Origin of the sequence: Vreelandella hamiltonii (assembly GCF_014651775.1) — a bacterium.
Classification (GTDB): Bacteria; Pseudomonadota; Gammaproteobacteria; order Pseudomonadales; family Halomonadaceae; genus Vreelandella; species Vreelandella hamiltonii.
Genome location: NZ_BMXN01000010.1, coordinates 1 through 25,032, shown reverse-complemented (window position 1 = coordinate 25,032; position 25,032 = coordinate 1). Strand labels below are relative to the sequence as shown.

Below are 25,032 nucleotides of genomic sequence, written 5' to 3'. Positions count from 1 at the left end.
GCGAGGGTGGCTATGTGTGTCGGGACAAGCACGCATTTCGTCTCTTCTTACTAGCAAAGCACCACTCGTGCGCACCTTGGTGAACAAAGGGCATACAGTGGTGCACTCACACTCACTCCTTCATCAGTTCGATGTCACGGATAGTAGCTAGGTTTTGTACGAAAAGTGATATCTGCTAAGTTTTCCCATGCAATAGAAGCATAGGGGGAAATGAATTATGGTTGGCCGGTACGAGATATCCAATGAGAACTGGGCGCAGATTACAGATATTGTGTCGCCAACTCAGGTGATGGGCAGGCCCCGGCGGGATGACCGGCAGGTCCTCAATGGTATTTTCTGGGTGCTCTGTTCTGGTGCCAAATGGCGAGATCTACCCGAGCGGTATGGTCCCTGGTCAACTGCCTATGAGCGCTTTCGAAAATGGCGGGATGATGGCACGTTTGAAGCTATCCTTTCTCGCTTACAGCTCAGGCTGCGTGAAGATGGACTGATGGATCTGGATACGTGGATGATTGATTCGACCTCGATACGTGCCACCCGCGCTGCCGCAGGAGGCGGCAAAAAGGGGGCTCAGAAGAACCGGTAGATCACGCATTGGGGCGTAGTCGTGGTGGTTTAACGACAAAAATCCACCTGGTATGTGATTCCCATGGTTGGCCGCTGGCATTTACCCTGTCTCCAGGACAGCAGGCTGATTCTCGACATTTCATCTCGACGCTGGAGAGTGTTTATCTACCAGGCCGTGTTGGAAGGCCTCGCAAACGTAGCCGCTACGTGGTCGCTGATAAAGGATATGACAGTGATGAACTGCGCCGTTACTGTGACAGGCACGGTATAAAACCCGTTATTGCGCAACGTCAAATGCATCGCAAGACACGCCCTGGTTTGCCGAGGCGTTTTGATCAGCACAGATACCGCCAGAGAAACGCGGTAGAACGCTGCTTTGGATGGCTTAAAGAGTTACGTCGATTTGCAACGCGCTACGAAAAATTAGCGAGCAGTTTCAGAGCGATGGTATGCGTAGCCTGCATAGAGCGTTGCTTGCGAGCCAACTTTTCGTACAAAGCCTAATCACGCTCACCGCCGTCCAAGGACGAGGCTTTATCGATAGATGTCTTCTCCCTGCGAGTCACTATTAGTTGCGTTTTTTGAATATCGGTTGCGCATTGTGGATATCCGTCAGTCACCCGATGGCTATACCGTTTAACGACCCTGAAAGTCTTAACAAGAAACGGAGATAAACATGAAAGTTAGCGTTATTGGCGGTGGACATGGCTGCTATGCCGCAGCCATTGAGATGGTAGAGAAAGGTTTCGACGTGACATTGTGGCGTCGGGATGGCAATGCTCTGCAAGAGTTGCGTCAATTGGGCTATTTGGATGTGAAGGATGCGCAAGGAGAACGGCGTATTCAGATTGGTACTCACAAGGATCAATTATCTCTAACAGATAGTCTGGCGGAGGCGACGCAACAGGCGGAGCTGCTGATTGTGCCGTTACCCGCCACCTCCCATGACTCTCTAGCCGACCAACTGGGGCCGTTACTACGGGATGATCAGGTGGTCTTTCTGCCCCCAGGTACATTCGGCAGCTACCTGTTCCACCGAGCGATGCGAAAAGCGGGTAACGACAGCCAAGTGGCCTTCTGTGAAACGGGAACGCTGCCCTATTTGGCGCGTAAGCACGGTGCTAATAAGGTCGTCATCAGTGTTTATGCAACCCGTCTCCCTACCGGCGTATTTCCCAGCGAACTGTCAGCACACGCCTTCTCTGTGCTGCGAGAGGCCTACCCCAGCGTTGAACCCATCGAGGATGGACTCAGTGGCGCCTTAATGAACGCTGGCCCTATTATCCACCCGCCTTTAATTATGATGAATGCGGGGCCACTGGAGCATTTTGATGCCTGGGATATTCATAACGAAGGAACCCAGCCCTCTATCCGCAGCGTGACCACCGCGCTAGATAATGAGCGTATCGCGGTGCGTGAAAAGTTGGGTTACAAGCCCTCCCATTTTCCTCTTGCCAACCACTACGCCGCCGAAGGCGAGGAGTGGATGTATGGTCGTGGCGCCCACGGCAAACTGACCGATAGTGGCGACTGGCGAGAGAACATCGACCTTCATAGCCATCGTTACATGCTGGAGGACACCCGAATGGGGCTCTCCTTCATCGTATCGGTTGGCCGCTGGGCGGGGCAGCCCACGCCAGTGGCGGAGGGGCTGTTGAGCATTGCTTCGGCGATCACCGGCCAAGATCTCTACGCCCAAGGCCGAACGCTGGAAATGCTGGGACTGGATTCGCTATCCCAGGCGCAGATGCGCTCTTTATTGACGTACGGTATTCAGGCCTGACCTACCGGTAGAGGGGAGCGCATCATGCAGGACAACATTATCGTCTTGGGGGCCGGAAGAATGGGGGAAGGTATTGCCCTCTCATTTATTCTGGCTGGGAAGGAGGTCGTGCTGATCGACTTTAAGTCGCGCAGCCCTGAAGACCGTCAGCACTATTATGAGCAGGCTCGCAGTCGACTAGTGACGGAGCTTAAGTATCTTCAGGAGAAGCGGCTCATTCAGGAAGAGCAGATCGCTTCAATGGTGAAGCAACTTCGTATCGTGGATGACCAGCAGGTGCAGATGGTGGCGGGAAGCCGTTTGGCTTTCGAGGCGCTGCCTGAAGTCAGAGAAATTAAGCAGCAAGGGCTGGCCTGGGCAAGCCGACATTTGGATAAAGAGGCTGTTATCGCTTCTACGACGTCCACTTTTCTGGTCACCGAACTCGCTTGCATGGTGAGCCATCCAGCCCGTTTTATGAACGCCCACTGGCTTAATCCTGCCCATTTGATGCCCTTAGTGGAAGTAAGTCGGGGCAAGGGTACCGAGCAGCGCTATGTCGATGCGCTGTTCACGGTGCTTAAAGGGATTGGAAAAGTACCGGTGCTGTGCGAGGCGGCGCCGGGCTACATCATTCCCCGTCTGCAGGTGCTGCTCATGAATGAAGCCGCGCGTATGGTCGAGGAGGGCGTTGCAAGCGCCGAGGATATCGATGTGGCCATTCGGGTTGGGCTGGGGTTGCGCTATTCGGTGCTGGGAGTGCTGGAGTTTATCGATTGGGGCGGTGGCGATACGCTTTTCTACGCCTCCAACTACCTGTGCGACAAGCTGGATAACCGCTTCAAGTCACCTGAGGTTATTACCCGGAATATGCAAGAGAAGCGTCGAGGATTCCAAGATGGCGTGGGCTTCTTCGACTACTCAGGGGTCGACCTGTCGAACTACCGAAGGCAGCGCTCCGACGCCTTTCTAAAGCGTCTTGAGCTGCTTGATCTGATGCCGACAGTCGCGCGTTCTTAACCCTTCACAGCCTATAAAGCGCCTATTGGAAACCATGCTGTTTCCGTAGGCCTTTTCCGAGGATCGTCATAATGAAAACGAGTACGCAGGTGGGAGCGTTAACAGCACTAATAGCTGTAATGGCGTTGGTGGGGTGTAGCGATGCGCAGGAGGAAGTAGTCGATGAGCCTAGCGACGAGTCCCAAGTGATTACCCTCAGCTACGCTTTTTTTGCTCCAGCGCAGAGCTTTCCTGCCGTTCAGATGGATCACTGGGCGGACGAGCTCAATGAACGTACCGGTGGGCGTGTCGAGGTCAATCTCTTCCCCGGGGGCTCCTTACTCACAGCTAGCAACATGTACGATGGGGTGCTGAATGGTGTTGCGGATATAGGGCTTTCCGCCACCTCTTACGAACCGGGCCGTTTTCCCCTGATCAACTTGGCCGGAAGCCTGACCGGCCAGGACGTCAATTCAGAAATAGCCAGCCGCATGACGTACCAACTGATTCAAGAGTTTGGTGAGCAGATGCCCGAACTCGAAGAGTTCAAGGTCATCACGGCCTTTACCTCCGAGCCTGCCTATTTCCAGACCATTGAGCCGATTCGTCGACTGGAAGACCTGGAGGGGCTGGAAATCAGAATTTCCGGCGATAACTCCAGAGCGCTGGATGCACTGGGGGTAACAGCAGTAGGCATGTCCCAGGCCGATGCAGGAGAGGCACTTCAGTCCGGCATTATTGATGGGTATGCAGCTTCTCGCGAAGTGCTAATGGATATGCAGTTCGCACGTTTGGCTAAGTACGTGACCGACTACCCCTTAACTAACACCATTTTTGTAGCGCTGATGTCGCGAGAGAAGTGGGAGGCCCTCCCTGCGGATATTCAGGCGGTGATCGAGGAGTTGGCACCGGAGATGGCAACCTTCACCGGTCACTATCTCGATGAGCATATACAGCGTTCACTCGAGTGGGCGCAGCAGGAGGAGGGGGTTGAAGTAATAGCGCTTGCCGATGATGAGGCTAGCCGTTGGGATGACCAGCTGGCACCGGTCAATGAGACCATTCTGTCGGAGGCCGAACAGCAGGGCCTGCCTGCGTACGCCTTTGCAGAACGAATGCATGAGCTGATCGAAGAGTACCGTACCGCGGCTGAATAGCAGGAGCAGCGCCGACCGTCGGTTTATGGAAAGGCGTTGGCCAATGCGTTACCCGTCGTATGCGCGCGGTTTGACTGTAGCGTTTGCACCGGGGTCACCCCATAGACCTCCCTGTACTGTGCGGAGAAGTGGCCAGGGCTGTTGATGCCATGCTGCATGATGACGTCGGTAACGCGGTAACCGCGAGGGGCATCCAGCAGTGCCTGGTGCACGCTTTTAATGCGTTGCTGCGTAAAATAGGCTTTGGGTGAAAGCCCCATAAATTCCTGGAAGCCATACTGCAGTGTGCGCTTTGATACTCCCACCAAGGCAGCCAGAGTATTCAGCTCGATACCCTGCTTGAGGTGCTGCTCTATGTGAGTTTTGGCCGCTTTGACATAGTGTGGAAGAGGCGAGGGATGACCACTCAACCGTTGAGTGTAGTTGTTCATGAACAGACCTAAAAGGCTGTCATATAAGTACTCTTCCATCAGTTTGATCTGCTGGTGCGGCGCATTTTGCGGGTGAAGCGAGTCGGTGATACGGGCAAAATACTTGATGGTATTGAGAAGAAACACCGTGCCGGGGTAATGCTCGGGAAAGTAGTGGTCAAAGAGGATTGGAAGATCGATACGTTGCTCAAGCCGACACGACAAGCGTTGCTCCAAACGGTGGCGCGGAACGCGCACGATGATGTTGTGACAGTTCGGAGAGGTTTGAATGAGAGCGCCCTGACAGGGTGATGTGACGGTGACACCTCCCTGAACCATACTGACCTGGCGGTCAGCGTACACGATGGTTCCCTGACCTTCGAGCGTGATGCGAAAAAGGTAAACGTTTGACGCTTCGACAGGGTCAATTTCGACATTAGCACCATATTGCAGTTCGATGATGGCCAATTGGTCGAAGTTGACGGCGCTCAGACGTGAGGCAAGTCGCGGGCCGTCAAATAAACGCATCCGGTGAGGACAGAGGTAGTGGGCGACATGCTCACGAATGAGTTCTTGTGAATCGGTACGCACAATAGCGTGCTTCTGCAGCAGAAACGGTGTTGTACCCATGGTTCACCTCAACAATGCACCAAGCAAGCGATGTTTATGGGGTGTGAAGCCGAAGCTGTGTCGGCTGGGCCAGTCGAGGGCACGCTCTATCCCTATTTTCATCCCTATCTCCATCTCCATCTCCATCTCCATCTCCATCCCTTCCCTCGAGGCTCCCGGCGATTACACTCGTGGGGATATATGCTAGAATAATCCACTATTTTTTTGGATGGCGTGCTTTTTATGGTCGACAAGGATGAGTTATCGTCTTCCTTTTTTCCTCTTGCCGATGAGTTTCGCTCGCGTGATTTTCCTTTTTATTGGGTCGCGAGGCTGAATGCGAAATACAGCGCTGATGTCGATACCCTATTGAAACCACATGGGCTCAGTTCGTCTAAGTGGCGCATTCTTATGATCTTACATGAACATGGGCGCATGAGCATGTCTGATATATCAGTACACGCTGTTGCGAAATTGTCAACTATCACCAAAATTGTATACAGAATGCAAGAGTCAGGTTTGCTTAAAACAGAAGCCAGCCCGCAGGATGGTCGCGTCACCGAAGTAGAGCTTACCGAGGCGGGTGAGGCGAAGTTGGGTATTGCTCGGCAAGTGACTAGCCGTCTGGTGGAGAAAGCCTTTGCCGATTTCAGCAAACAGGACATTGTTTATATCAACCAGTGCTTAAGTAGAATGTTTCATAACTTAAACGCGCTGTAGGCTCTTGAGGGACGCTGGAATTAAGTCATCGCGGCCAAGTACTTATATTTTCCCTATGTGTCGGGTCCCGTGTGATTGACCACCCGTTTGGTAAATAACTCAGGCCGCTTGGCCTGCCATTCCTTCATCGCCGTGATCGGCGATTGATGATGCAGCGCTTTCTGCGGTATGTGGTGATTGTACAGCCAGCAGTATCGCTTAAGCGTCTGCTCGAGGTCTTCGCCTGAGGTATAGCGCCGGGTCGCCAGCACGTCGCTGATACGGCCGTTGAAGCGCTCCACCATCCCATTCGTTTGCGGCCTTCCCGGCTTGATCAGGCGGTGCTCAATCCCGTGGGCCAGGCACTCCTGATCGAAGGGATGGCGCCCGCTGGGCTTGCGCTCACCTGCCCGCGTGAAGCGATCCGTGAACGACTTGCCGTTGTCGGTCAGCACCGTCTGAATCTTGAAGGGCACCTTTTTCTCCACCTGATGCATAAACGCCCGAGCATCCTTCGCGGACTGGCTGCCTCGGACCTCCAGGTAGACCCAGCGTGTCGCACGGTCGATGGCAACGTACAAGTAGCGCTTCTGCTCCTCGTCGGGCATTTGAGGCAGGTGCTTAATGTCGATATGCACGTAGCCCGGCTCATAGTCCTTGAAGGGCTTGTGCCGGGGCTTCTCGTCGCCACCGGCATCCTGCCGCGCCAGTTCCGCCAACGTCGGCACTTCACGCCGCTTGAGCATGCGATGCAAGGCAGAGCGCGACAAGCCTGGGCTCAGGAACTCACGCGCCACGACGAGAAGGTCATCCAAGCCGAGGCGCAGGAACTCACGAGCCGTGATCAGCACCTCCTCCTGCTCAGCTGTGAGCGTGGCCAGGAGGTTGTGACGGGTATGCGGTCGGTCATGGACATCGTCGCGGTAACGCCATCGCCGGATGGTCGCAGTAGCGACACCATACTGCCGGGCCAGTTCGCTATCCGTGATGCTGGAAGGCGCTGCCTAAATCTCGGCACGGATCTTCGGTGTCGTCGTCGCTTGTTTATGCAGCTTGATGTTCATGAACCTGTTCCCGGATGAATTGCTGAAGAAGCTCCCTGGCGGCTAGCAGAGGATAACTCCTATAGGCGATTTGATCATCCGGAACCCTACACCTATGATCTACCTTAGAGCCCGGGTCCTTCCTGATGAATAACTCTTTCTTGTTCAATATTTCGCTTACCGCTTTTGCTGTCACGTCACGCGAGTCGTGAACTTGCCACATTTCTCGCAGTAGCCCATCCATTAGTCGTAAGCCATACGTCGCACGGATGAGCAAAAATACGAGGTGTCGGCAGCCTTCTCCCAAAAAGATGGGGAGTGCATAGCCCCTGGAAGCTCGATTCATCGTTTCTATTATGTAGGGAGGGTGTGTGCTTGGGCGGTGCGGCTTGTCCGGGTATGCACAACAACCTGAGAGGTATTGGCGGCATTGCGCGTCCGTCGTGACACTGATCTGCACGTTATTTCATGCAGGTCATTGCCATGTCGCACTCCACTGGGGCCGTTGAGCCAGTGCCCTCTACTGAAGCCTCGGCTTTAAAGCCGATGTTTCTTGTTCTGGGCGTTCTAGTAAGTTTGGGAGTTTTCTTCCTTTTGCCCGAAACGCTGGCCTTCAATGCGCGTCTCGTCGCTGGCATTGCAATGCTGATGGCCACCTGGTGGATGACAGAGGCGATTCCCATTCCGGCGACATCGCTGCTTCCGCTCGTACTGTTCCCCTTTTTCGATATTGCGTCGGTCGGTGTGACCGCTGCGCCCTATGCCCATAGCATCGTCTTTCTCGTCTTGGGTGGCGTACTGCTGGGCTTGGCAACGCAGCGCTGGAATTTACATCGCCGCTTTGCGCTACTGACGGTGCTCACCGTGGGAACCAAGCCTGCGCAAATTGTCTTCGGTTTGATGTTCGCTAGCTGGTTTATCACCATGTGGGTGAGCAATACCGCCACCGCCGTCATTATGGTACCTATCGGCGGCTCGATCATCGCGCTGGTGGCGTCACTGGGTAACGGTGATGACACGCCCAAGTTCTCCGCCGCTGTTTTACTGGGGATTGCCTACGCCATCACCATCGGCTCCATGGCGACATTGATTGGCCAGCCGCCGATGGCGCTAATGCGCGCGTACATGGCAGATACCCACGGGCTGAGTATCGGGTTTGGCCACTGGATGCTGGTGGGAGTGCCATTCTCATTCACCATGCTAGTGCTGGCTTGGTTCGTTCTGAACAAGCTGGTGTTCCGCTCGGAAGTCGAGAACATTCAGGGCGGTCGAGCGATGATCGCGTCGGAGCTCGAAAGGATGGGTCGCCTATCGCCTGAAGAGGCGCGCGTACTGATGGTGTTTGGCGGGGCCGTGTTCTGCTGGGTATGTTTACCCTTGATAGCGCGAATCTCGTCGGTGCAGAACGTCTTACCCTGGCTCTCCAATATCAACGACACCAGTGTGGCGATCCTCGCGGCGATTCTGATGTTCGTGATTCCCGCTTCTAAGGGAAAAGGGGCATTGCTGGATTGGTCGGCCACCCGGGACGTGCCCTGGGGAGTCCTGATTTTGTTTGGCGGTGGCCTAACGCTCTCAGCCCAGTTCACCGCCACTGGCTTAAGTGCCTGGGTGGGCGAAAGCGTCTCGGGATTATCGGGGTTACCGCCGATCCTGATTCTCGCCATCACGGCTATCGTCATCATTCTATTGACCGAACTCACCAGTAACACGGCGACGGCGGCGGCCTTCTTCCCGATCATGGGATCGATTGCCGTGGGGCTGGGTATCGAATCCTTCCTGATGACCATCGTGGTCACCTTTGCCGTGAGCTGTGCCTTCATGCTGCCGGTCGCAACGCCTTCCAACGCCGTGGCGTTCGCCACGGGAGATCTGCCTATCCAAAGCATGATTCGAGCAGGTGTCTGGCTCAATGTCATCGGCCTGCTGGTGATCATGGTGGCGCTCTACACCATCGTACCGTTGGTCTTCGATGTCTCTTTCTAACCCGTGACACTCGATGTCGTTGGTCGCCCTGCCGATTTGACGATTCCAGATAGACGGCCTAGGGTGTTCGTTATTCAAATTTATGTTCGCAATAAGAACAAAGAGGCTCCCATGTCCCAGCCCTGTATTATCTGTGTCGCCATTACCGGCAGCCTGCCACGCAAAGAGAACAACCCAGCCGTACCGATTACGGTCGAGGAGCAGGTTGAGAGCACCCAGGCAGCGTTCGAAGCAGGGGCGACCATTGCCCACTGCCATGTGCGCAACGATGACCAAACCCCCTCATCTGACCCAGAAAAGTTTGGCCGCCTGATGGAAGGGCTCAAGAAGCACTGCCCAGGAATGATTATTCAGCTCTCTACTGGTGGGCGCTCGGGGGCTGGGGAAGCACGCGGCGGCATGCTGCCGCTCAAGCCTGATATGGCAAGTCTCTCGGTGGGTTCCAATAACTTTCCCAACCGTGTCTACGAGAATCCGCCCCAACTGGTGGAGTGGCTGGCCGATGAGATGATCAAGTACGGCGTCAAGCCTGAAATCGAAGCGTTCGACCTGTCGCATATCCACCAGGCAGTGAGTCTTTCCCAGCAAGGCAAGCTAAAGACGCCGCTCTATGTGCAGTTTGTCATGGGCGTGAAAAATGCGATGCCAGCGGACAAGCCCACCTTCGATTTCTACATCGAGACGCTCAAGCAGCTGGCGCCGGATGCGCAGTGGTGCGGTGCAGGCATTGGAGCCAACCAATACCTACTCAACGAGTGGTCGATTGCGGCTGGCGGCCATACCCGTACGGGGCTCGAAGATAACGTGCGCTTGGATAGTGACACCTTGGCGCCCTCCAACGCGGCCTTGGTCGAGCGCACCGTAGCCCTTTGCGAAAAGTATCAGCGCCCAGTGGCCACCTGGCAGCAAGCGCGTGAGATGCTCGGGCTATAACGATAAAAAACAACCACTTGATAAGCAGGAGTGACGAGATGGCGGATACCACGTTGGTCGGTGATGCACCTGACATCGACGAGATCAAACGAGTCGTGCAGCTATATGTCGATGGCTTTCGAGGCAGTAGGCAAAAGCTGGAGGAGGCGTTTCATCAGGAGGCGTGGATTTTTGCGCTGGACGCGGAGGGTGCCTTGGCAACCGATCTCATTAGCGACCGTTTTGAGCGATGGGCGAATAGCCAGCGACAGGTCAAGAGCCGTTTCATTGCCATCACCCAGGCCGGAGAGGTCGCCAGCGTGCTGCTAGGCTTCGATAATAGCGACAACCTTGAAGATTCTTGGGTCGATGTGATTGCGCTGATCAAAATCGATGGTAAATGGAAAATTACCAATAAGACGGCTGCTCATAGTACGCGTGCGGCGTGGGCCAAACCCATCGCCTAGCGCCGGATGACACTGGGCGCTATTCGGAGAACATCGAATACACCAAGCCCCGCAGCCAGCGGTTGCCGGGGTCTTGATGGAAACGGCGATGCCAGAAAAGATTGATGGGAATGTCTGGAAAGGCCAGCGGGTGCTCGCGAACGGTGAGGCCAAATCGTTCGCACGTCGCCTCGGCCAATTTATTCGTAACCGTCACGACGAGATCGCTGCTGCCCACGATGTAGGGAATGGCAGCGAAATGCGGCAGCGTTAATCTCACCGGGCGCTGAATGCCCGCGTTGGCGAGCTGCTCTTCTACCACGCCATGACCGGTACCGCTCGCGACGATGACGGCATGATGGGCTGAGCGAAACTCCTCAAGACCAAAATCGCCCTTGGCGAGTGGGTGGTTGTCACGCATCAGGCAAACATAGCGCTGCTCGAATAGCCGCTGTTGATAAAAGCCAGCGCCCAGCTGTGGTATCAGCCCAACGGCTAGATCGATCTGCCCCTCTTCCATCTCATACTTCAGCGCGTGGTGGCTGCTGCGAGCGGTGTGGAGCGAGACGCCGGGAGCCACCTGTGATAAATGCTGCAGTAAACGGGGTAGGAAAACGATTTCCCCAATATCGGTCATGTTGAGGTGAAAGGTACGGCCACTAAGGGCTGGATTGAAATCGTTGTGTAGGTTCAGCGTGTCATTCACTCTCGCTAACGCGTCGGCCAGCCCAGGATGAAGCTGGCTCGCGCGGGGCGTGGGCTGTAACCCTTGCGAGGTGCGTTCAAAGAGTTCGTCGTTCAATAGAAGACGCAAACGCTTCAAGGCATGGCTGACCGCAGGCTGGGTAATGCCCAGGCGTAGCGCGACACGCTGTGTGTTTTGCTCCTGGTAGAGCAGATCGAACACCACCAGCAAGTTGAGATCGATATCGGCAAGCTTGATCATCACAATGGCCTCTGACGGGCATGCGACGATTGTCTACTTCTGTCGCGGAGTGGTGGCTCAACTCTTTGTTTCATATAGTTATTAGCGCCGTTTATAGTTTGAATGAAGAGGGCTGTGTGGTGGCCATTGCCTCCTCCTAATAGCGTTATCAGTAGAGCGTGACGCTCGACATGATAACGATACATCGTGAAAGGGAGTGAAGCATGACCATCAAAAATAACCAGCAAAAACGTCTCTCCATTGGCATTGTGGGGGGCGGTATCGGTGGCGTCGCCTTTGCCGTTGCGCTGTCGCGAGATAGCGGCCTTGATGTCCAGCTGTTCGAAGCCGCTCCGCAGTTCTCAGAAATTGGTGCTGGCGTATCCTTTGGCCCCAATGCGGTAAAGGCCATTCAACGCTTGGGCTTGGAAGCGGCCTATCAACGTATTGCAGACGCCTCGCCAGCCCCCTTCGAAGATGTTTGGTTCGAGTGGCGCCGAGGCAGTGATGATACCTACTTGACGGCTAGCCTCGCGCCGGGGGTTGGTCAATCCTCGGTACACCGTGCCGACTTCCTCGATGCGATCGTTGCCCATCTGCCGGAGGACATCGCGCATTTCGGCAAACGCTGTGTCGCGGTGACGCAAAACGCTGCTAGCGCCACTGCCCACTTCGATGATGGCACGCACTTTACGGGGGATGTCATCATCGGCTTTGACGGCATCAAATCGGCGGTTCGCTCCCATGTATTACCGCCCGACCAGTTTGGCGATATTGCGCCCTTCTGGAGCGGTACTTACGCGTATCGTGGCATGATCCCCACCCACACCTTAGAGACAGCGCTCGAGGCTAATGGCAGCGAGAAACGTTTGGCATGGGTGCCGCAAATGTATCTCGGTAAAGATCGCCATATTTTGACGTTTCCGGTCAAACAGTCACAGTTCGTCAACGTCGTAGCCTTCATCACGGACCGCTCGGTTCCTCACCCGCGACTACCCGATGGGGAGGAGTGGGTTCAGGCCGTCAGCCAGCAGGAAATGTTACACGTCTTCGAAGGCTGGAGCCCGGCTTGCCAGGCTATTCTCGCATCCATCGCCGAACCAACGCGCTGGGCGCTGCATGAGTTGCCCGAGCTTCCCTTCTATCAGCGCGAGCGGGTCATGGTTGTCGGCGATGCCGCCCATGCGCTCGTGCCCCACCAAGGGGCGGGGGCCGGACAGGCGCTCGAAGATGCCTACGTGCTGGCGACACTACTGACAGACGTCCGCTGCGATCATCGCCGTGTGAGCGACGTGTTGGCCGCTTTCGAGCACGTGCGCCATGCACGCACGTGTCGAGCGCAGCGTACTTCCCACGACGCCGGCGATGTCTATGAATATTCGGGAAAAGGCATTGGGGGCGATGAGAGCAAGCTCATCCACGATCTGGAAAATCGCTTCGACTGGCTGTGGAATCACGATCCACACGACGATGTCATTGCGGCTCGGCAGTATCTCGAAACCGTATCTCGAGACCGTCTCTAGAAACTCCGCTTGAGGCGAGTGCGCGTCGAGCAACACGCTTGGATCATTCTTTTGTCTTATGGCGCTCTGTATCACGGCGAAGTGATTGCGTGGCTCTTTAACACGCGGTTGCGTATCGATACGCGCTTTATCCGGCGCTGAGCGCCCCTGGCGAGGGCACGTCTCGTGCAGCGGCTCTCGCACTCGGGGTTATGGGGAAAAAGTGGCTGAATAGCCGAGCCTGTCATGCGCTTGTGATACCTCCTTGGTATGGACGCGCACTTAAACAATATTGGTTCCGGCTTGCACGGGCACGCAAACTGCTCGATAGCGAAACGATTGCCTGATGCCGGAGCTGCCATGTCAACTGTTATCCAACGAATAGAGACGCTTCTGGTCGATTTACCGACCATCCGTCCTCATAAACTATCGATGACCACCATGGCCTGCCAGACCATGGTGATCATCCGCATGCATCACTCAGACGGTATTGAGGGGTTGGGCGAAGGCACGACCATCGGCGGCCTAGCCTATGGCCCGGAAAGTCCCGAGAGCATCAAGCGCAACATCGATACGTACTTGGCACCTCTGCTGATTGGCCAGCCTTCCCAGAACATTCACCACGCCCGCGCACTGCTCAATCGGCATGCGCGCGGCAACATGATCGCTAAATCCGCACTGGAAATGGCGCTGCTCGATGCCCAAGGCAAGCGCCTGGGGTTGAGCGTGGCCGAGCTGCTGGGAGGCGTGCGTCAGGATCATATCCCCGTGCTATGGACGCTCGCGAGTGGCGATACCGCGAAAGATATCGATGAAGCCATGCTGCGTTTAGAGCAGCGTCGGCACTGTGACTTCAAATTGAAAATTGGCGCCAATCCCGTGGGCCAGGACGTCCGCCACGTAGCGGCTATCAAGGAGGCCTTGGGAGACCGAGCGAGCGTACGCGTCGATGTCAATCAAGCGTGGGACGAATCCACCGCCGTTCGCGGTATTCAAGCGTTACAAGAGGCGGGCATCGAGTTGATCGAGCAGCCCATCGGCGCGCGTGAGCATGCGGGATTGGTGCGTTTGGCGAACCGCTTCAATGTGCCCATGCTCGCCGATGAGGCCGTTCAGGATGCGCGCGACGGCCTTGATTTGGTGTGCAGCGGATTCAGCGGAGCCTTTGCACTGAAACTCGCCAAGTCGGGCGGTATTTACGGCGCACTGGAGCTCGCGCATGTCGCTCAGGCGGCCGGCATCGGCCTGTATGGCGGCACCTTGCTGGAAGGCACGATCGGTACCGCCGCGTCGCTGCATGCGTGGGCAACACTACCGACCATGACCTGGGGAACGGAGATGTTCGGCCCGCTCTTGTTGCAAGACGATATCGTGGTGTCGCCTCTCGACTACACCGAATTTGGGGTGTCCTTACCGCCTGGGCCAGGCCTGGGGATCACCTTGGATGAAGATAAGTTGGCGCACTACGCGCGCTAGCCAACGCGCCGCACGCAAAGACCGCAAACGAAAAGGAGAGCCATCGATATGCTGTTTCAAGTCGAGATGACCGTCAAATTGCCGACCGATATGCCCGCCGAGCAGGCCGCGAATATCAAGGCAACCGAAAAAGCGTACTCCCAGGACCTGCAGCGCCAAGGCAAATGGCGCCACCTGTGGCGTGTGGCCGGTAGCTATTCGAACGTGAGTATTTTTGACGTGGAGGACAATGCCGAGCTGCAAGAGCTCGTCAGCAACTTGCCACTGTTCCCCTACATGGAGATCAGCGTCAAGCCGCTTTGCCGCCACCCCTCGTCCGTACGCGACGACGACAGCTAATGCTCGGCGGAGCACGCCAAGGTACTGACCCATAACATCTATAATAATGTCGAGAGCTATCTCATGACCGTAAAAATCTTCGATACGCCCGAGGTTCAAGACTTTCTCAACGCCGTGGCCGGTCTGGACCAATCGGGCGGCAACGACCGCGCCAAGCAGATCGTGCATCGGCTGGTGGGCGACCTGTTCAAACTGATCGACGACTTCGATGTCACCGAAGAAGAGTATTGGGCCGCCGTGAACCTGCTCAACGCGCTGGGTAGCCAGACCCAGTTCGGCCTGCTCTCGCCGGGGCTGGGGTTCGACCACTTCCTCGACATGCGCCACGACGCCATCGACGCCGAAGCCAAGCGCACCGGCGGCACCCCGCGCACCATTGAAGGCCCGCTCTACGTGGCCGGCGCCCCGGAAGCGGACGGCTTCGCCCGGATGGACGACGGCAGCGACCCCGATGGCGAGACCATGTGGCTGACCGGCCAAGTGCGCGACGTGAACGGCCAGCCGATCCCCGGCGCCAAGGTCGAGATCTGGCACTGCAACTCCAAAGGCGGCTACTCGTTCTTCGACCCTTCCCAGGACGAGTACAACATGCGCCGCACGATCTATGCCGACCGCGACGGCCGCTACACCGCCCGCAGCATCGTCCCGTCGGGCTACGGCGTGCCCGAAGGCGCCCCCACGGACGTCGTGCTCAAATCGCTGGGCCGCCACGGCCAGCGTCCGGCGCACATTCACTACTTCGTCTCGGCCCCCGGCCATCAACACCTGACGACTCAGATCAACCTCGCCGGTGACCCCTACACCTTCGATGACTTCGCCTTTGCCACGCGCGAAGAGCTGGTGGTGCCCGCCGAGCGCATCGACGACCCCGCCGAGATCGCCAAGCGCGATCTGGACGGCCCCTTCGCCCATGTGGTGTTCGATGTCGAGTTAGCGCCCACCGATGCCGCCGAGCTGCAGGTACGCCACGCCCGCCCCCGCGCCAAGGAAGACGAGCAGGACCTGGCCAGCCAATTGGCCGGTACGGCCAAGGTATAACCCCCTGTTTAAGAGGCGGGCCTTCCCCTTGGCCCGCCTTGACGCCCTAACAGCGCGACATCCTAACGAGGAGAGCGATCATGACCACACAGCTTGATCAACTCGAAGCCCGCGTGCGCGGAGCGGTACAAGACGACCCGGATCACGGCATTTTCCGCTGCCACCGCAGCATGTTCACCGACCCCGCCTTTTTCGAGCTGGAGATGAAGCACATCTTCGAAGGCAACTGGGTCTTTCTGGCCCACGAGAGCCAAGTGGCCGAGCCGGGCGACTACTTCACCACCACCGTTGGTCGTCAGCCGATCGTCATCACCCGCGACAAGCAGGGCGAGTTGCACGGCCTGATCAACGCCTGCGCCCACCGCGGTGCCACCCTATGCCGCCGCAAGCGCGGCAACAAAGGCACCTTCACTTGCCCGTTCCACGGCTGGACCTTCAAAAACGACGGCCAGCTGCTCAAAGCCAAAAACGAAAAGACTGGCGCCTACCCCGACCAGTTCAAGCAAGACGGCTCCCACAACCTCAAGCGCCTACCGCGCTTCGAGAACTACAAAGGCTTCCTGTTCGGCAGCCTCAGCGACGACGTGCTGCCCCTCGAGCAGCACCTGGGCGAAACCACCAAGGTCATCGACAACATCGTCGACCAAGCCCCCGAGGGTCTGGAAGTGCTGCGTGGCACCTCCTCCTACACCTACACCGGCAACTGGAAACTGCAGGCCGAAAACGGCGCCGACGGCTATCACGTCAGCTCCGTGCACTGGAACTACGCCTCCACCATGGAGCGCCGCAATTACGACGCCGGTGGTACCAAGGCGGTGGACGCCGACGGCTGGTCGAAGAGTAAAGGCGGCTTCTACTCCTACGAAAACGGCCACATGATGCTCTGGACTCGGCTGCTCAACCCCGAAGTACGCCCGGTCTATCAAGAAAAAGAGTGGATCCAAGAGCAGCTAGGCGACGCGCGTGCCGACGCCATCGTCAACCAGACGCGCAACCTCTGTCTCTACCCCAACGTCTACCTAATGGACCAGTTCTCCACGCAGATCCGCGTGCTGCGCCCCATCGACGTCAACAAAACCGAAGTCACGATCTACTGCTTCGCCCCCAAAGGCGAATCGGCCGAGAACCGTCGCGTACGCCTGCGCCAGTACGAAGACTTCTTCAACGTCTCCGGCATGGGCACCCCGGACGACCTCGAAGAGTTCCGCGCCTGTCAAGAAGGCTATAACGGCGCGCTGGCCGAATGGAACGACCTCTCCCGCGGCGCCCAGCAATGGATCGAAGGGGCCGACGAGAACGCCCAAGCCATCGACATGAAACCGCTGCTCAGCGGCGCCTCCCCCGAAGACGAAGGGCTCTACGTGCTGCACCACCAACACTGGGTCAGCGAAATGCTGCGCGCCATCGACAAAGAGCGTCGCCAGTTCATCGCCACGGCGACCGCCTAAACGTCCGACGCCAGAAAGAGAGGAGAGAAGCGCCATGAGCATTAGCTATCACGACATCCAAGCCTTTTTATACCGCGAAGCGCGCCTGCTGGATGACCGCGAGTGGGACGACTGGCTCGCGCTGTACCACAAAGACGCCCTGTTCTGGATGCCCGCCTGGGACGACGACGACCAGCTCACCCGCGACCCGAACGGCGAGGTCTCGTTGATCTACTACCCCAACCGCGAAGGGTTGGAAGATCGGGTCTACCGGATCAAGACCGAGCGCAGCGGGGCGAGCACGCCGGAACCGCGCACTACGCACCAGGTGACCAACCTCGAAATCCTGTCGCAAGACGACCAGACGGCCAAGCTGCGGTTCAACTGGCACACGCTGAGCCACCGCTACAAGAAGACGGACAGCTTCTTTGGCACGAGCTTCTACACCCTGGACGTGTCGGGCGAGCGCCCGCTGATCACAAGAAAAGTCGTGCAGCTGAATAACGACTACATCCATCAGGTCATCGATGTGTATCACGTGTGACCTGATAGGAGAGGAGAGTTAACCATGAGCTATACCATTGCCCTCAACTTCGAAGACGGCGTGACGCGTTTCATCGGCTGTAAAGAAGGGGAAACCGTTCTTGACGCGGCTTACCGCCAGAAAGTGAATCTTCCGATGGACTGTTCCGACGGCGTATGCGGCACCTGCAAAGGCCACTGCGAGCAGGGCGAGTTCGATATGGGTGACGAATACCTGGAAGACGCGCTTTCTGACGAAGAAGCTGCAGAAGGCCAAGTGCTCACGTGTCAGATGGTGCCTTTTTCGGACTGCGTTATCCAAGTGCCCGTGGCCTCCACGCTGTGTAAAACACAGGTGGGCAAGGTTGAAGCCACTGTCACCGCGGTTGAGCAACTCTCTGAAGATAGCATTGAGCTAGCGGTTGAACTGGATGATGAGGAAGGCCTTGCCTTTTTACCAGGTCAATACATCCATATTGATGTGCCCGGTACAGAGGTACACCGCTCCTACTCCTTCAGCTCACTGCCAAGTGATAAGCGCGCCACCTTTTTGATCCGCAATATTCCCAATGGGGTAATGAGCGGCTACCTGACCGAGCGAGCGGCGGTGGGCGAAAAGCTTACGCTGACCGGCCCGCTGGGCAGCTTCTACCTGCGAGAAGTGAAACGTCCGGTGCTAATGCTGGCGGGGGGGACGGGGTTAGCTCCTTTTCTTTCCATGTTAGCGCAGTTGGTCGAAAAGGGGTGCAATGCGCCGATTCACATGATTTATGGCGTCAATAAAGACGATCACTTGGTCAAAACCGACGCCTTAGACGCCTTCGCTGAGAAACTGCCAAGCTTCAGCTACGCCACGGTGGTGGTTGATGAAGCCAGTGAGAATCCGCGTAAAGGGTATGTGACCCACCACATGGACGCTGCTGTCATGCATGACGGTGATGTGGACGTTTACCTGTGTGGCCCGCCTCCAATGGTCGATGCCGTGCTGAAATACTTTGACGCAGAAGGCATTGAGCCACAGAGCTTTCACTACGAGAAGTTCACCCCCAATGAAGCAGGGAGTACATCATGACACACCGCTTTCAAGGCAAAGTGATGGTGATTACCGGTGCAGCTCAGGGAATTGGGCGGCGAGTTGCTGAGCGCGCAGCCGCGGAAGAGGCACGTTTAGTACTGGTAGATCGCAATGATTACATCCATGAAGTAGTGGCTGAAATCAGCCAGCAGGGGTGTGAAGTGATCGCAGCACAAGCGGATCTGGAGACCTATGAAGGTGCCGAGAAAGTGATTCAGGAGACGCTCTCTCACTTTGGCCGTATTGATATTCTAGTGAACAACGTAGGTGGTGCAATTAACTTTAAGCCGTTTACCGAGTTCACTGAAGCACAAGTTGTCGCAGAGATTAACCGCTCTTTAATGCCCACGCTTTGGTGCTGCCGCGCGGTACTGCCTACCATGGTAGCGCAGGGTAGCGGCGTGATCGTCAATGTTTCTTCCGTGGCGGCGCGGGGCATCCACCGAATCCCCTACTCGGCGGCCAAAGGGGGGGTCAATGCGCTGACCGAGTCACTGGCTTTCGAATACGCTGATGCTGGCATCCGCGTGGCTGCCGCTGCCATCGGTGGCACCGAAGCACCGCCGCGCCGGATTTCCCGCGGCACGCCCGAGCCTAGCAACGAGACCGAACGGGCATGGTTCCAGGCGCATATCGACCAGACCAAGCAGAGCTGTCTGATGAAACGCTACGGCACGCTCGACGAGATGGCCGCGCCTATTTTGTTCCTGGCTTCCGATGAGGCGAGTTACATCACAGGGAGCGTTCTACCGGTCGGTGGGGGGGATCAAGGCTAATCGAACCGTTAGCCATCGTCGTAAACCCGTTGTCAAAATAACGCTAAATACTACAAAACCCCTGGAGCACACCGTGAAACATATAGAAAAAGGCGTGAGCCTACGGCATGCGCCTCGCGATTTTCTACGTGACCTCAATGCTGACAATGCCAGTACAGGGTTAGTCGCCGGCATCTTAGGTCTCAGCGTTGGCGTCGTCCATATCAGTGCGGGCACGTCAGCAGGTCTCGACCCCTCCTTCATCATGATCTGGGTCATCAGCTATTTGATGATCAACGGTTTGTTTGGGCTGTTCATGCCCGCTTACTACCGTCTACCGCTGCCGATGGCAAACTCCATTCCAGGGGCGCTGATGTTTGCCGCGGTCATTCCGGTGATCGGGCTAGAAGCGGCCTTGGGCGCTGGTCTTATCGCTGGCATCATTACGCTGATAGCGGGCGTGACCGGTGTCATGGGCATCGTGATGCGGTTGATACCGATGCCGATCGTGATGGGCATGGTCGGCGGTATGCTGCTTAGCTTTGGGCTCAACATGGTCAAGCCGCTGGAAAACGCGATGGTGCCAGCCGCGATCATGATGTTGGCTTTCTTTATCTCGGCGAGAGTCTTTCGCAAAATTCCCCCGCTCATCATCGCCATGGCGGCAGGGCTTGCTTACCTGACAGTCACCGGAGTGGATCTTTCGGGAATCCAAGCGACCATCCGGTTCCCGGAGTTCATTCTGCCGACGTTCACTCTGGAGGCGTTTCTCACCTATGGGTTGCCGCTTGCGATCATTCTAGTCGGGATGGAGACGCCGGCGGGTGTCGGCTTGGTCAAAGGAATGGGTTATAAGGACGCGCCCGCGAACGCGATCACGGCTGTGGGTGGCATCGGTACCATCGTGTCATCGTTCTTCAATCTACACAGTACCTGCATCGCGGCACCCATGACCGGGGTATGCGCCTCACCGGAGGCAGGCGCCCATGACAAGCGCTGGGTCGCAGCGGCCATTGCCGGAGCTATTTTCATCGTGGCGGCGCCTTTCTATGGTTATGTGGTCAACCTGCTGGAAGCCACGCCTCGCTACTTCATCACCATCATCGCTGGCTTGGCGCTGATGCGCGTCATCACGTCCTCCATGACCATCGCGTTTGCGGGCAAGAAGCACGAAATAGGGGCGCTGTTCGCTTTTTTGATCGCTGCTTCTGGCATTCAAATTCTTGGTATCGGCGCAACGTTCTGGGCCCTGGTCCTTGGAGTGGTAGTATCGGCCATTTTTGAAACCAAAGATTTTGACTTCATGTTTACGCGTAGGGCGGCCCAGAAACATAGCGGATAGCAAGTTCTGCTTTCTTACTCTTTTGATGCGTTTGGCCCGTACATGCTTAGGCAGTGCGGGCTTTTTTCTATGGATGCCCGTTGAGGCCTTTGTGCTTTGGTCGTAGCCCACCCCGACTTTGGACAGAGTGTGTTAGCCGTTCCTAGCCCATCCTTCCCTGCGCGACGGGGCATACTCGGTCATATGTTGAGGGGTGGGTTTCTTTGTTAGCGCGCTATCTTTCTGTTTGGATTTTTATTAATTAAAAACAAATAGTTGTATTTTCCTTGTGATGCCCGGTGTGCGGCCGCACAAAAACCGAACGCTGCTTGAGATACCTTCGAAGTATGGGTGAGAACTCAAACGATATTGGTCTGTTAATGGGTGTTTGTTCGATATTGTCGTGAAGAGTACAGAGAAACAGTGTCCTCATGTCCTAAGTAGACACTCAGTCGCTTTATCGACAAACGTACATTCGGTGACTGGGAAATAAATAACGATAAAACTAGCAATAGGCTTTTACCATGACCGTAAAAATCTTCGACACGCCCGAGGTTCAAGACTTTCTCAACGCCGTGGCCGGCCTGGACCAGGCAGGCGGCAACGACCGCGCCAAGCAGATCGTGCATCGCCTGGTGGGCGACCTGTTCAAACTGATCGACGACTTCGATGTCACCGAAGAAGAGTATTGGGCCGCCGTGAACCTGCTCAACGCGCTGGGTAGCCAGACCCAGTTCGGCCTGCTCTCTCCGGGGCTAGGGTTCGACCACTTCCTCGACATGCGCCACGACGCCATCGACGCCGAAGCCAAGCGCACCGGTGGCACCCCGCGCACCATCGAAGGCCCGCTCTACGTGGCCGGTGCCCCGGAAGCTGACGGCTTCGCCCGGATGGACGACGGCAGCGACCCCGATGGCGAGACCATGTGGCTGACCGGCCAAGTGCGCGACGTGAACGGCCAGCCGATCCCCGGCGCCAAGGTCGAGATCTGGCACTGCAACTCCAAAGGCGGCTACTCGTTCTTCGACCCTTCCCAGGACGAGTACAACATGCGCCGCACGATCTATGCCGACCGCGACGGCCGCTACACCGCCCGCAGCATCGTCCCGTCGGGCTACGGCGTGCCCGAAGGCGCCCCCACGGACGTCGTGCTCAAATCGCTGGGCCGCCACGGCCAGCGTCCGGCGCACATTCACTACTTCGTCTCGGCCCCCGGCCATCAACACCTGACGACTCAGATCAACCTCGCCGGTGACCCCTACACCTTCGACGACTTCGCCTTTGCCACGCGCGAAGAGCTGGTGGTGCCCGCCGAGCGCATCGACGACCCCGCCGAGATCGCCCAGCGTGATCTGGACGGCCCCTTCGCCCATGTGGTGTTCGATGTCGAGTTAGCGCCCACCGACGCCGCCGAGCTGCAGGTACGCCACGCCCGCCCCCGCGCCAAGGAAGACGAGCAGGACCTGGCCAGCCAACTGGCCGGTACGGCCAAGGTATAACCCCCTGTTTAAGAGGCGGGCCTTCCCCTTGGCCCGCCTTGACGCCCTAACAGCGCGACATCCTAACGAGGAGAGCGATCATGACCACACAGCTTGATCAACTCGAAGCCCGCGTGCGCGGAGCGGTACAAGACGACCCGGATCACGGCATTTTCCGCTGCCACCGCAGCATGTTCACCGACCCCGCCTTTTTCGAGCTGGAGATGAAGCACATCTTCGAAGGCAACTGGGTCTTTCTGGCCCACGAGAGCCAAGTGGCCGAGCCGGGCGACTACTTCACCACCACCGTTGGTCGTCAGCCGATCGTCATCACCCGCGACAAGCAGGGCGAGCTGCACGGCCTGATCAACGCCTGCGCCCACCGCGGCGCCACCCTCTGCCGCCGCAAGCGCGGCAACAAAGGCACCTTCACCTGCCCGTTCCACGGTTGGACCTTCAAAAACGACGGCCAGCTGCTCAAAGCCAAAAACGAAAAGACTGGCGCCTACCCCGACCAGTTCAAGCAAGACGGCTCCCACAACCTCAAGCGCCTACCGCGCTTCGCGAACTACAAAGGCTTTTTGTTCGGCAGCCTCAGCGACGACGTGCTACCCCTCGAGCAGCACCTGGGCGAAACCACCAAGGTCATCGACAACATCGTCGACCAAGCCCCCGAGGGTCTGGAAGTGCTGCGTGGCACCTCCTCCTACACCTACACCGGCAACTGGAAACTGCAGGCCGAAAACGGCGCCGACGGCTATCACGTCAGCTCCGTGCACTGGAACTACGCCTCCACCATGGAGCGTCGCAACTACGACGCCGGTGGTACCAAGGCGGTGGACGCCGACGGCTGGTCGAAGAGTAAAGGCGGCTTCTACTCCTACGAAAACGGCCACATGATGCTCTGGACCCGGCTACTCAACCCCGAGGTGCGCCCGGTCTACCAAGAAAAAGAGTGGATCCAAGAGCAGCTAGGCGAGGCGCGTGCCGACGCCATCGTCAACCAGACGCGCAACCTCTGCCTCTACCCCAACGTCTACCTGATGGACCAGTTCTCCACACAGATCCGCGTGCTGCGGCCCATCGACGTCAACAAAACCGAAGTCACGATCTACTGCTTCGCCCCCAAAGGCGAGTCGGCCGAAAACCGTCGCGTACGTATCCGCCAATACGAAGACTTCTTCAACGTCTCCGGCATGGGCACCCCGGACGACCTCGAAGAGTTCCGCGCCTGCCAAGAAGGCTACAGCGGCGCGCTGGCCGAATGGAACGACCTCTCCCGCGGCGCCCAACAATGGATCGAAGGGGCCGATGAGAACGCCCAGGCCATCGACATGAAACCGCTGCTCAGCGGCGCCTCCCCCGAAGACGAAGGGCTCTACGTGCTGCACCACCAACACTGGGTCAGCGAAATGCTGCGCGCCATCGACAAAGAGCGTCGCCAGTTTATCGCCACGGCGACCGCCTAAACGTCCGATGCCAGAAGAGAGGAGAGAACGCCATGAGCATCAGCTATCACGACATCCAAGCCTTTTTATACCGCGAAGCGCGCCTACTGGACGACCGCGAGTGGGACGAGTGGCTTGCGCTGTATCGTAAGGACGCCGAGTTCTGGATGCCCGCCTGGGACGACGATGATCAGCTCACCCGCGATCCGCACAGCGAGATCTCGTTGATCTACTACCCCAACCGCGAAGGGCTGGAAGATCGGGTCTACCGGATCAAGACCGAGCGCAGCGGGGCGAGCACGCCGGAGCCGCGGACCACGCACCAGGTGACCAACCTCGAAATCCTGTCGCAAGACGACCAGACGGCCGAGCTGCGGTTCAACTGGCACACGCTGAGCCACCGCTACAAGAAGACGGACAGTTTCTTCGGCACGAGCTTCTACACCCTGGACGTCTCGGGTGAGCGCCCGCTAATCACAAGAAAAGTCGTGCAGTTGAACAACGACTATATCCATCAAGTCATCGACGTGTATCACGTATAAGCCGCATCGATGAGACAGGGACGTCGCTGATCGTGTCTTCTATCAACGCGAAGCGCGATGGACATAACAATCTAAAACAACACAATCCTGGTGAACCCATAATGAAAAATGTCAAAAAGACCACTCTCGTTGCCGCTCTGGGTACCACTCTAACGCTGTCAGCCATGGGCCTCTCAGCGAATGAAGATCCCGTCAAACTAGGGCTGATGCTGCCTTATTCAGGCACCTACACAGCGCTGGGCGAAGCTATCACTAACGGCTTGAAGCTGGCCATCGAGCAGGAAGGGGGCCAGTTGGGCGGTCGCGACGTCGAATACGTCGAGCTGGACTCCGAAGCCGATCCTTCTAAGGCTCCGCAAAACATGAGTCGTTTGGTCAACGGCGACAACGTGGACTTCGTGATAGGCCCGGTGCACTCAGGTGTGGCGATGGGCATGCTCCGCGTGGCCAAACAAACCGGCGCCATTATGATCATCCCCAATGCAGGGCTGAGTTATTGTCAAATTCTGTGTATGGCCGGTCAGGCGGCAGTCCTGTCTGACTGATCGGTCAAGGGTTCGCCGTCCTTGAACTGGACGTTGTTCACGACCAGCT

23 protein-coding genes and 1 pseudogene are annotated in these 25,032 nt (G+C 57.1%); 21 read left to right on the top strand and 3 right to left on the bottom strand.

Going from position 1 to position 25,032, the window contains the following annotated elements; translation table 11 throughout:
- Window positions 1-217 precede the first annotated feature (217 nt).
- The 4 genes from IE091_RS10160 to IE091_RS10145 all read left to right on the top strand — a co-directional run bounded on the left by IE091_RS10160 (window position 218) and on the right by IE091_RS10145 (window position 4,485).
- Window positions 218-1,071 (top strand): IS5 family transposase gene (locus IE091_RS10160; protein WP_087110723.1). Its coding sequence is split into 2 segments (ribosomal slippage): window positions 218-571 and window positions 574-1,071, totalling 852 coding nucleotides; the frame shifts between segments, so codons are not numbered across the junction.
- A gap of 172 nt (window positions 1,072-1,243) precedes the next feature.
- Window positions 1,244-2,350: an NAD/NADP-dependent octopine/nopaline dehydrogenase family protein gene (locus tag IE091_RS10155; RefSeq protein ID WP_096921892.1), complete on the top strand. Its 1,107-nt coding sequence runs from the start codon at window positions 1,244-1,246 to the stop codon at window positions 2,348-2,350.
- Between the two features lie 24 nt (window positions 2,351-2,374).
- A complete protein-coding gene (locus IE091_RS10150; RefSeq protein ID WP_096921893.1) occupies window positions 2,375-3,349 on the top strand; it encodes a 3-hydroxybutyryl-CoA dehydrogenase in 975 nt (324 codons plus the stop codon).
- A gap of 71 nt (window positions 3,350-3,420) precedes the next feature.
- Complete coding sequence (locus IE091_RS10145; protein ID WP_229800810.1) at window positions 3,421-4,485, top strand: TRAP transporter substrate-binding protein; 1,065 nt, start codon at window positions 3,421-3,423, stop codon at window positions 4,483-4,485.
- 23 nt (window positions 4,486-4,508) lie between these two features.
- On the opposite strand, the gene IE091_RS10140 is transcribed toward IE091_RS10145, so the two are convergent.
- A complete protein-coding gene (locus IE091_RS10140; protein WP_096921894.1) occupies window positions 4,509-5,525 on the bottom strand; it encodes an AraC family transcriptional regulator in 1,017 nt (338 codons plus the stop codon).
- A gap of 222 nt (window positions 5,526-5,747) precedes the next feature.
- On the opposite strand from IE091_RS10140, the gene IE091_RS10135 reads away from it, so the two are divergent.
- Window positions 5,748-6,224, top strand: coding sequence for a MarR family winged helix-turn-helix transcriptional regulator (locus tag IE091_RS10135; RefSeq protein ID WP_096921895.1), 477 nt, complete (start codon window positions 5,748-5,750; stop codon window positions 6,222-6,224).
- A gap of 53 nt (window positions 6,225-6,277) precedes the next feature.
- On the opposite strand, the pseudogene IE091_RS10130 reads toward IE091_RS10135, so the two are convergent.
- Window positions 6,278-7,267 (bottom strand): annotated as a pseudogene (locus IE091_RS10130) (IS481 family transposase).
- 462 nt (window positions 7,268-7,729) lie between these two features.
- Between IE091_RS10130 and IE091_RS10125 the strand changes: the two are divergent.
- From IE091_RS10125 to IE091_RS10115, 3 genes are all read left to right on the top strand, one after another.
- Window positions 7,730-9,232, top strand: a complete 1,503-nt coding sequence (locus tag IE091_RS10125) for an SLC13 family permease (RefSeq protein WP_189463590.1) — start codon at window positions 7,730-7,732, stop codon at window positions 9,230-9,232.
- A gap of 111 nt (window positions 9,233-9,343) precedes the next feature.
- Entirely contained in the window at window positions 9,344-10,165 is an 822-nt protein-coding gene (locus tag IE091_RS10120) for a 3-oxoadipate:acetyl-CoA acetyltransferase (protein WP_096921897.1), read from the top strand.
- Between the two features lie 38 nt (window positions 10,166-10,203).
- A complete protein-coding gene (locus IE091_RS10115; protein ID WP_096921898.1) occupies window positions 10,204-10,611 on the top strand; it encodes a nuclear transport factor 2 family protein in 408 nt (135 codons plus the stop codon).
- Between the two features lie 19 nt (window positions 10,612-10,630).
- Here the strand turns inward: IE091_RS10115 and IE091_RS10110 are convergent, their stop codons facing one another.
- Window positions 10,631-11,536, bottom strand: a complete 906-nt coding sequence (locus IE091_RS10110; protein WP_189463589.1) for a LysR family transcriptional regulator — start codon at window positions 11,534-11,536, stop codon at window positions 10,631-10,633.
- Between the two features lie 203 nt (window positions 11,537-11,739).
- On the opposite strand from IE091_RS10110, the gene salA reads away from it, so the two are divergent.
- The 13 genes from salA to IE091_RS10045 all read left to right on the top strand — a co-directional run bounded on the left by salA (window position 11,740) and on the right by IE091_RS10045 (window position 24,983).
- Window positions 11,740-13,038, top strand: a complete 1,299-nt coding sequence (salA, locus tag IE091_RS10105) for a salicylate 1-monooxygenase (RefSeq protein ID WP_189463588.1) — start codon at window positions 11,740-11,742, stop codon at window positions 13,036-13,038.
- Between the two features lie 339 nt (window positions 13,039-13,377).
- Window positions 13,378-14,493: a muconate/chloromuconate family cycloisomerase gene (locus IE091_RS10100; protein WP_189463587.1), complete on the top strand. Its 1,116-nt coding sequence runs from the start codon at window positions 13,378-13,380 to the stop codon at window positions 14,491-14,493.
- Between the two features lie 48 nt (window positions 14,494-14,541).
- Complete coding sequence (gene catC, locus IE091_RS10095) at window positions 14,542-14,832, top strand: muconolactone Delta-isomerase (protein ID WP_189463586.1); 291 nt, start codon at window positions 14,542-14,544, stop codon at window positions 14,830-14,832.
- 63 nt (window positions 14,833-14,895) lie between these two features.
- On the top strand, window positions 14,896-15,870 hold the full coding sequence (catA, locus tag IE091_RS10090) for a catechol 1,2-dioxygenase (protein ID WP_189463585.1): 975 nt from the start codon (window positions 14,896-14,898) through the stop codon (window positions 15,868-15,870).
- Between the two features lie 80 nt (window positions 15,871-15,950).
- Window positions 15,951-17,318, top strand: a complete 1,368-nt coding sequence (locus tag IE091_RS10085) for a Rieske 2Fe-2S domain-containing protein (protein ID WP_189463584.1) — start codon at window positions 15,951-15,953, stop codon at window positions 17,316-17,318.
- Between the two features lie 34 nt (window positions 17,319-17,352).
- Complete coding sequence (gene benB / locus IE091_RS10080; protein WP_096921905.1) at window positions 17,353-17,841, top strand: benzoate 1,2-dioxygenase small subunit; 489 nt, start codon at window positions 17,353-17,355, stop codon at window positions 17,839-17,841.
- 24 nt (window positions 17,842-17,865) lie between these two features.
- Complete coding sequence (gene benC, locus IE091_RS10075; RefSeq protein WP_096921906.1) at window positions 17,866-18,891, top strand: benzoate 1,2-dioxygenase electron transfer component BenC; 1,026 nt, start codon at window positions 17,866-17,868, stop codon at window positions 18,889-18,891.
- Window positions 18,888-19,670 (top strand): benzoate diol dehydrogenase BenD, encoded by a 783-nt coding sequence (gene benD / locus IE091_RS10070; protein WP_205738341.1) that lies wholly within the window; start codon window positions 18,888-18,890, stop codon window positions 19,668-19,670. Before benC ends, benD begins: the two co-directional genes overlap by 4 nt.
- A gap of 73 nt (window positions 19,671-19,743) precedes the next feature.
- Window positions 19,744-20,991 carry a benzoate/H(+) symporter BenE family transporter gene (locus IE091_RS10065; protein ID WP_096921908.1) on the top strand — a complete coding sequence of 416 codons (1,248 nt, stop codon included), beginning with the start codon at window positions 19,744-19,746 and terminating at the stop codon, window positions 20,989-20,991.
- Window positions 20,992-21,494: 503 nt separating this feature from the next.
- The gene (gene catA / locus IE091_RS10060) at window positions 21,495-22,469 is read left to right on the top strand and encodes a catechol 1,2-dioxygenase (protein WP_096921903.1); all 975 of its coding nucleotides are present in this window, start codon (window positions 21,495-21,497) and stop codon (window positions 22,467-22,469) included.
- An 80-nt stretch (window positions 22,470-22,549) separates the two neighbouring features.
- On the top strand, window positions 22,550-23,917 hold the full coding sequence (locus tag IE091_RS10055; protein WP_096921909.1) for a Rieske 2Fe-2S domain-containing protein: 1,368 nt from the start codon (window positions 22,550-22,552) through the stop codon (window positions 23,915-23,917).
- A gap of 32 nt (window positions 23,918-23,949) precedes the next feature.
- Window positions 23,950-24,438, top strand: coding sequence for a benzoate 1,2-dioxygenase small subunit (gene benB, locus IE091_RS10050; RefSeq protein ID WP_096921910.1), 489 nt, complete (start codon window positions 23,950-23,952; stop codon window positions 24,436-24,438).
- 32 nt (window positions 24,439-24,470) lie between these two features.
- The gene (locus IE091_RS10045) at window positions 24,471-24,983 is read left to right on the top strand and encodes an ABC transporter substrate-binding protein (protein ID WP_229800808.1); all 513 of its coding nucleotides are present in this window, start codon (window positions 24,471-24,473) and stop codon (window positions 24,981-24,983) included.
- Window positions 24,984-25,032 lie beyond the last annotated feature (49 nt).

Excerpts from the sequence above, each read along its gene's own strand:
- IE091_RS10155 (WP_096921892.1), top strand. The coding sequence starts at position 1,244 with ATGAAAGTTAGCGTTATTGGCGGTGGACATGGCTGCTATGCCGCAGCC.
- IE091_RS10150 (WP_096921893.1), top strand. The coding sequence starts at position 2,375 with ATGCAGGACAACATTATCGTCTTGGGGGCCGGAAGAATGGGGGAAGGT.
- IE091_RS10145 (WP_229800810.1), top strand. The coding sequence starts at position 3,421 with ATGAAAACGAGTACGCAGGTGGGAGCGTTAACAGCACTAATAGCTGTA.
- IE091_RS10140 (WP_096921894.1), bottom strand. The coding sequence starts at position 5,525 with ATGGGTACAACACCGTTTCTGCTGCAGAAGCACGCTATTGTGCGTACC.
- IE091_RS10135 (WP_096921895.1), top strand. The coding sequence starts at position 5,748 with ATGGTCGACAAGGATGAGTTATCGTCTTCCTTTTTTCCTCTTGCCGAT.
- IE091_RS10125 (WP_189463590.1), top strand. The coding sequence starts at position 7,730 with ATGTCGCACTCCACTGGGGCCGTTGAGCCAGTGCCCTCTACTGAAGCC.
- IE091_RS10120 (WP_096921897.1), top strand. The coding sequence starts at position 9,344 with ATGTCCCAGCCCTGTATTATCTGTGTCGCCATTACCGGCAGCCTGCCA.
- IE091_RS10115 (WP_096921898.1), top strand. The coding sequence starts at position 10,204 with ATGGCGGATACCACGTTGGTCGGTGATGCACCTGACATCGACGAGATC.
- IE091_RS10110 (WP_189463589.1), bottom strand. The coding sequence starts at position 11,536 with ATGATCAAGCTTGCCGATATCGATCTCAACTTGCTGGTGGTGTTCGAT.
- salA (WP_189463588.1), top strand. The coding sequence starts at position 11,740 with ATGACCATCAAAAATAACCAGCAAAAACGTCTCTCCATTGGCATTGTG.
- IE091_RS10100 (WP_189463587.1), top strand. The coding sequence starts at position 13,378 with ATGTCAACTGTTATCCAACGAATAGAGACGCTTCTGGTCGATTTACCG.
- catC (WP_189463586.1), top strand. The coding sequence starts at position 14,542 with ATGCTGTTTCAAGTCGAGATGACCGTCAAATTGCCGACCGATATGCCC.
- catA (WP_189463585.1), top strand. The coding sequence starts at position 14,896 with ATGACCGTAAAAATCTTCGATACGCCCGAGGTTCAAGACTTTCTCAAC.
- IE091_RS10085 (WP_189463584.1), top strand. The coding sequence starts at position 15,951 with ATGACCACACAGCTTGATCAACTCGAAGCCCGCGTGCGCGGAGCGGTA.
- benB (WP_096921905.1), top strand. The coding sequence starts at position 17,353 with ATGAGCATTAGCTATCACGACATCCAAGCCTTTTTATACCGCGAAGCG.
- benC (WP_096921906.1), top strand. The coding sequence starts at position 17,866 with ATGAGCTATACCATTGCCCTCAACTTCGAAGACGGCGTGACGCGTTTC.
- benD (WP_205738341.1), top strand. The coding sequence starts at position 18,888 with ATGACACACCGCTTTCAAGGCAAAGTGATGGTGATTACCGGTGCAGCT.
- catA (WP_096921903.1), top strand. The coding sequence starts at position 21,495 with ATGACCGTAAAAATCTTCGACACGCCCGAGGTTCAAGACTTTCTCAAC.
- IE091_RS10055 (WP_096921909.1), top strand. The coding sequence starts at position 22,550 with ATGACCACACAGCTTGATCAACTCGAAGCCCGCGTGCGCGGAGCGGTA.
- benB (WP_096921910.1), top strand. The coding sequence starts at position 23,950 with ATGAGCATCAGCTATCACGACATCCAAGCCTTTTTATACCGCGAAGCG.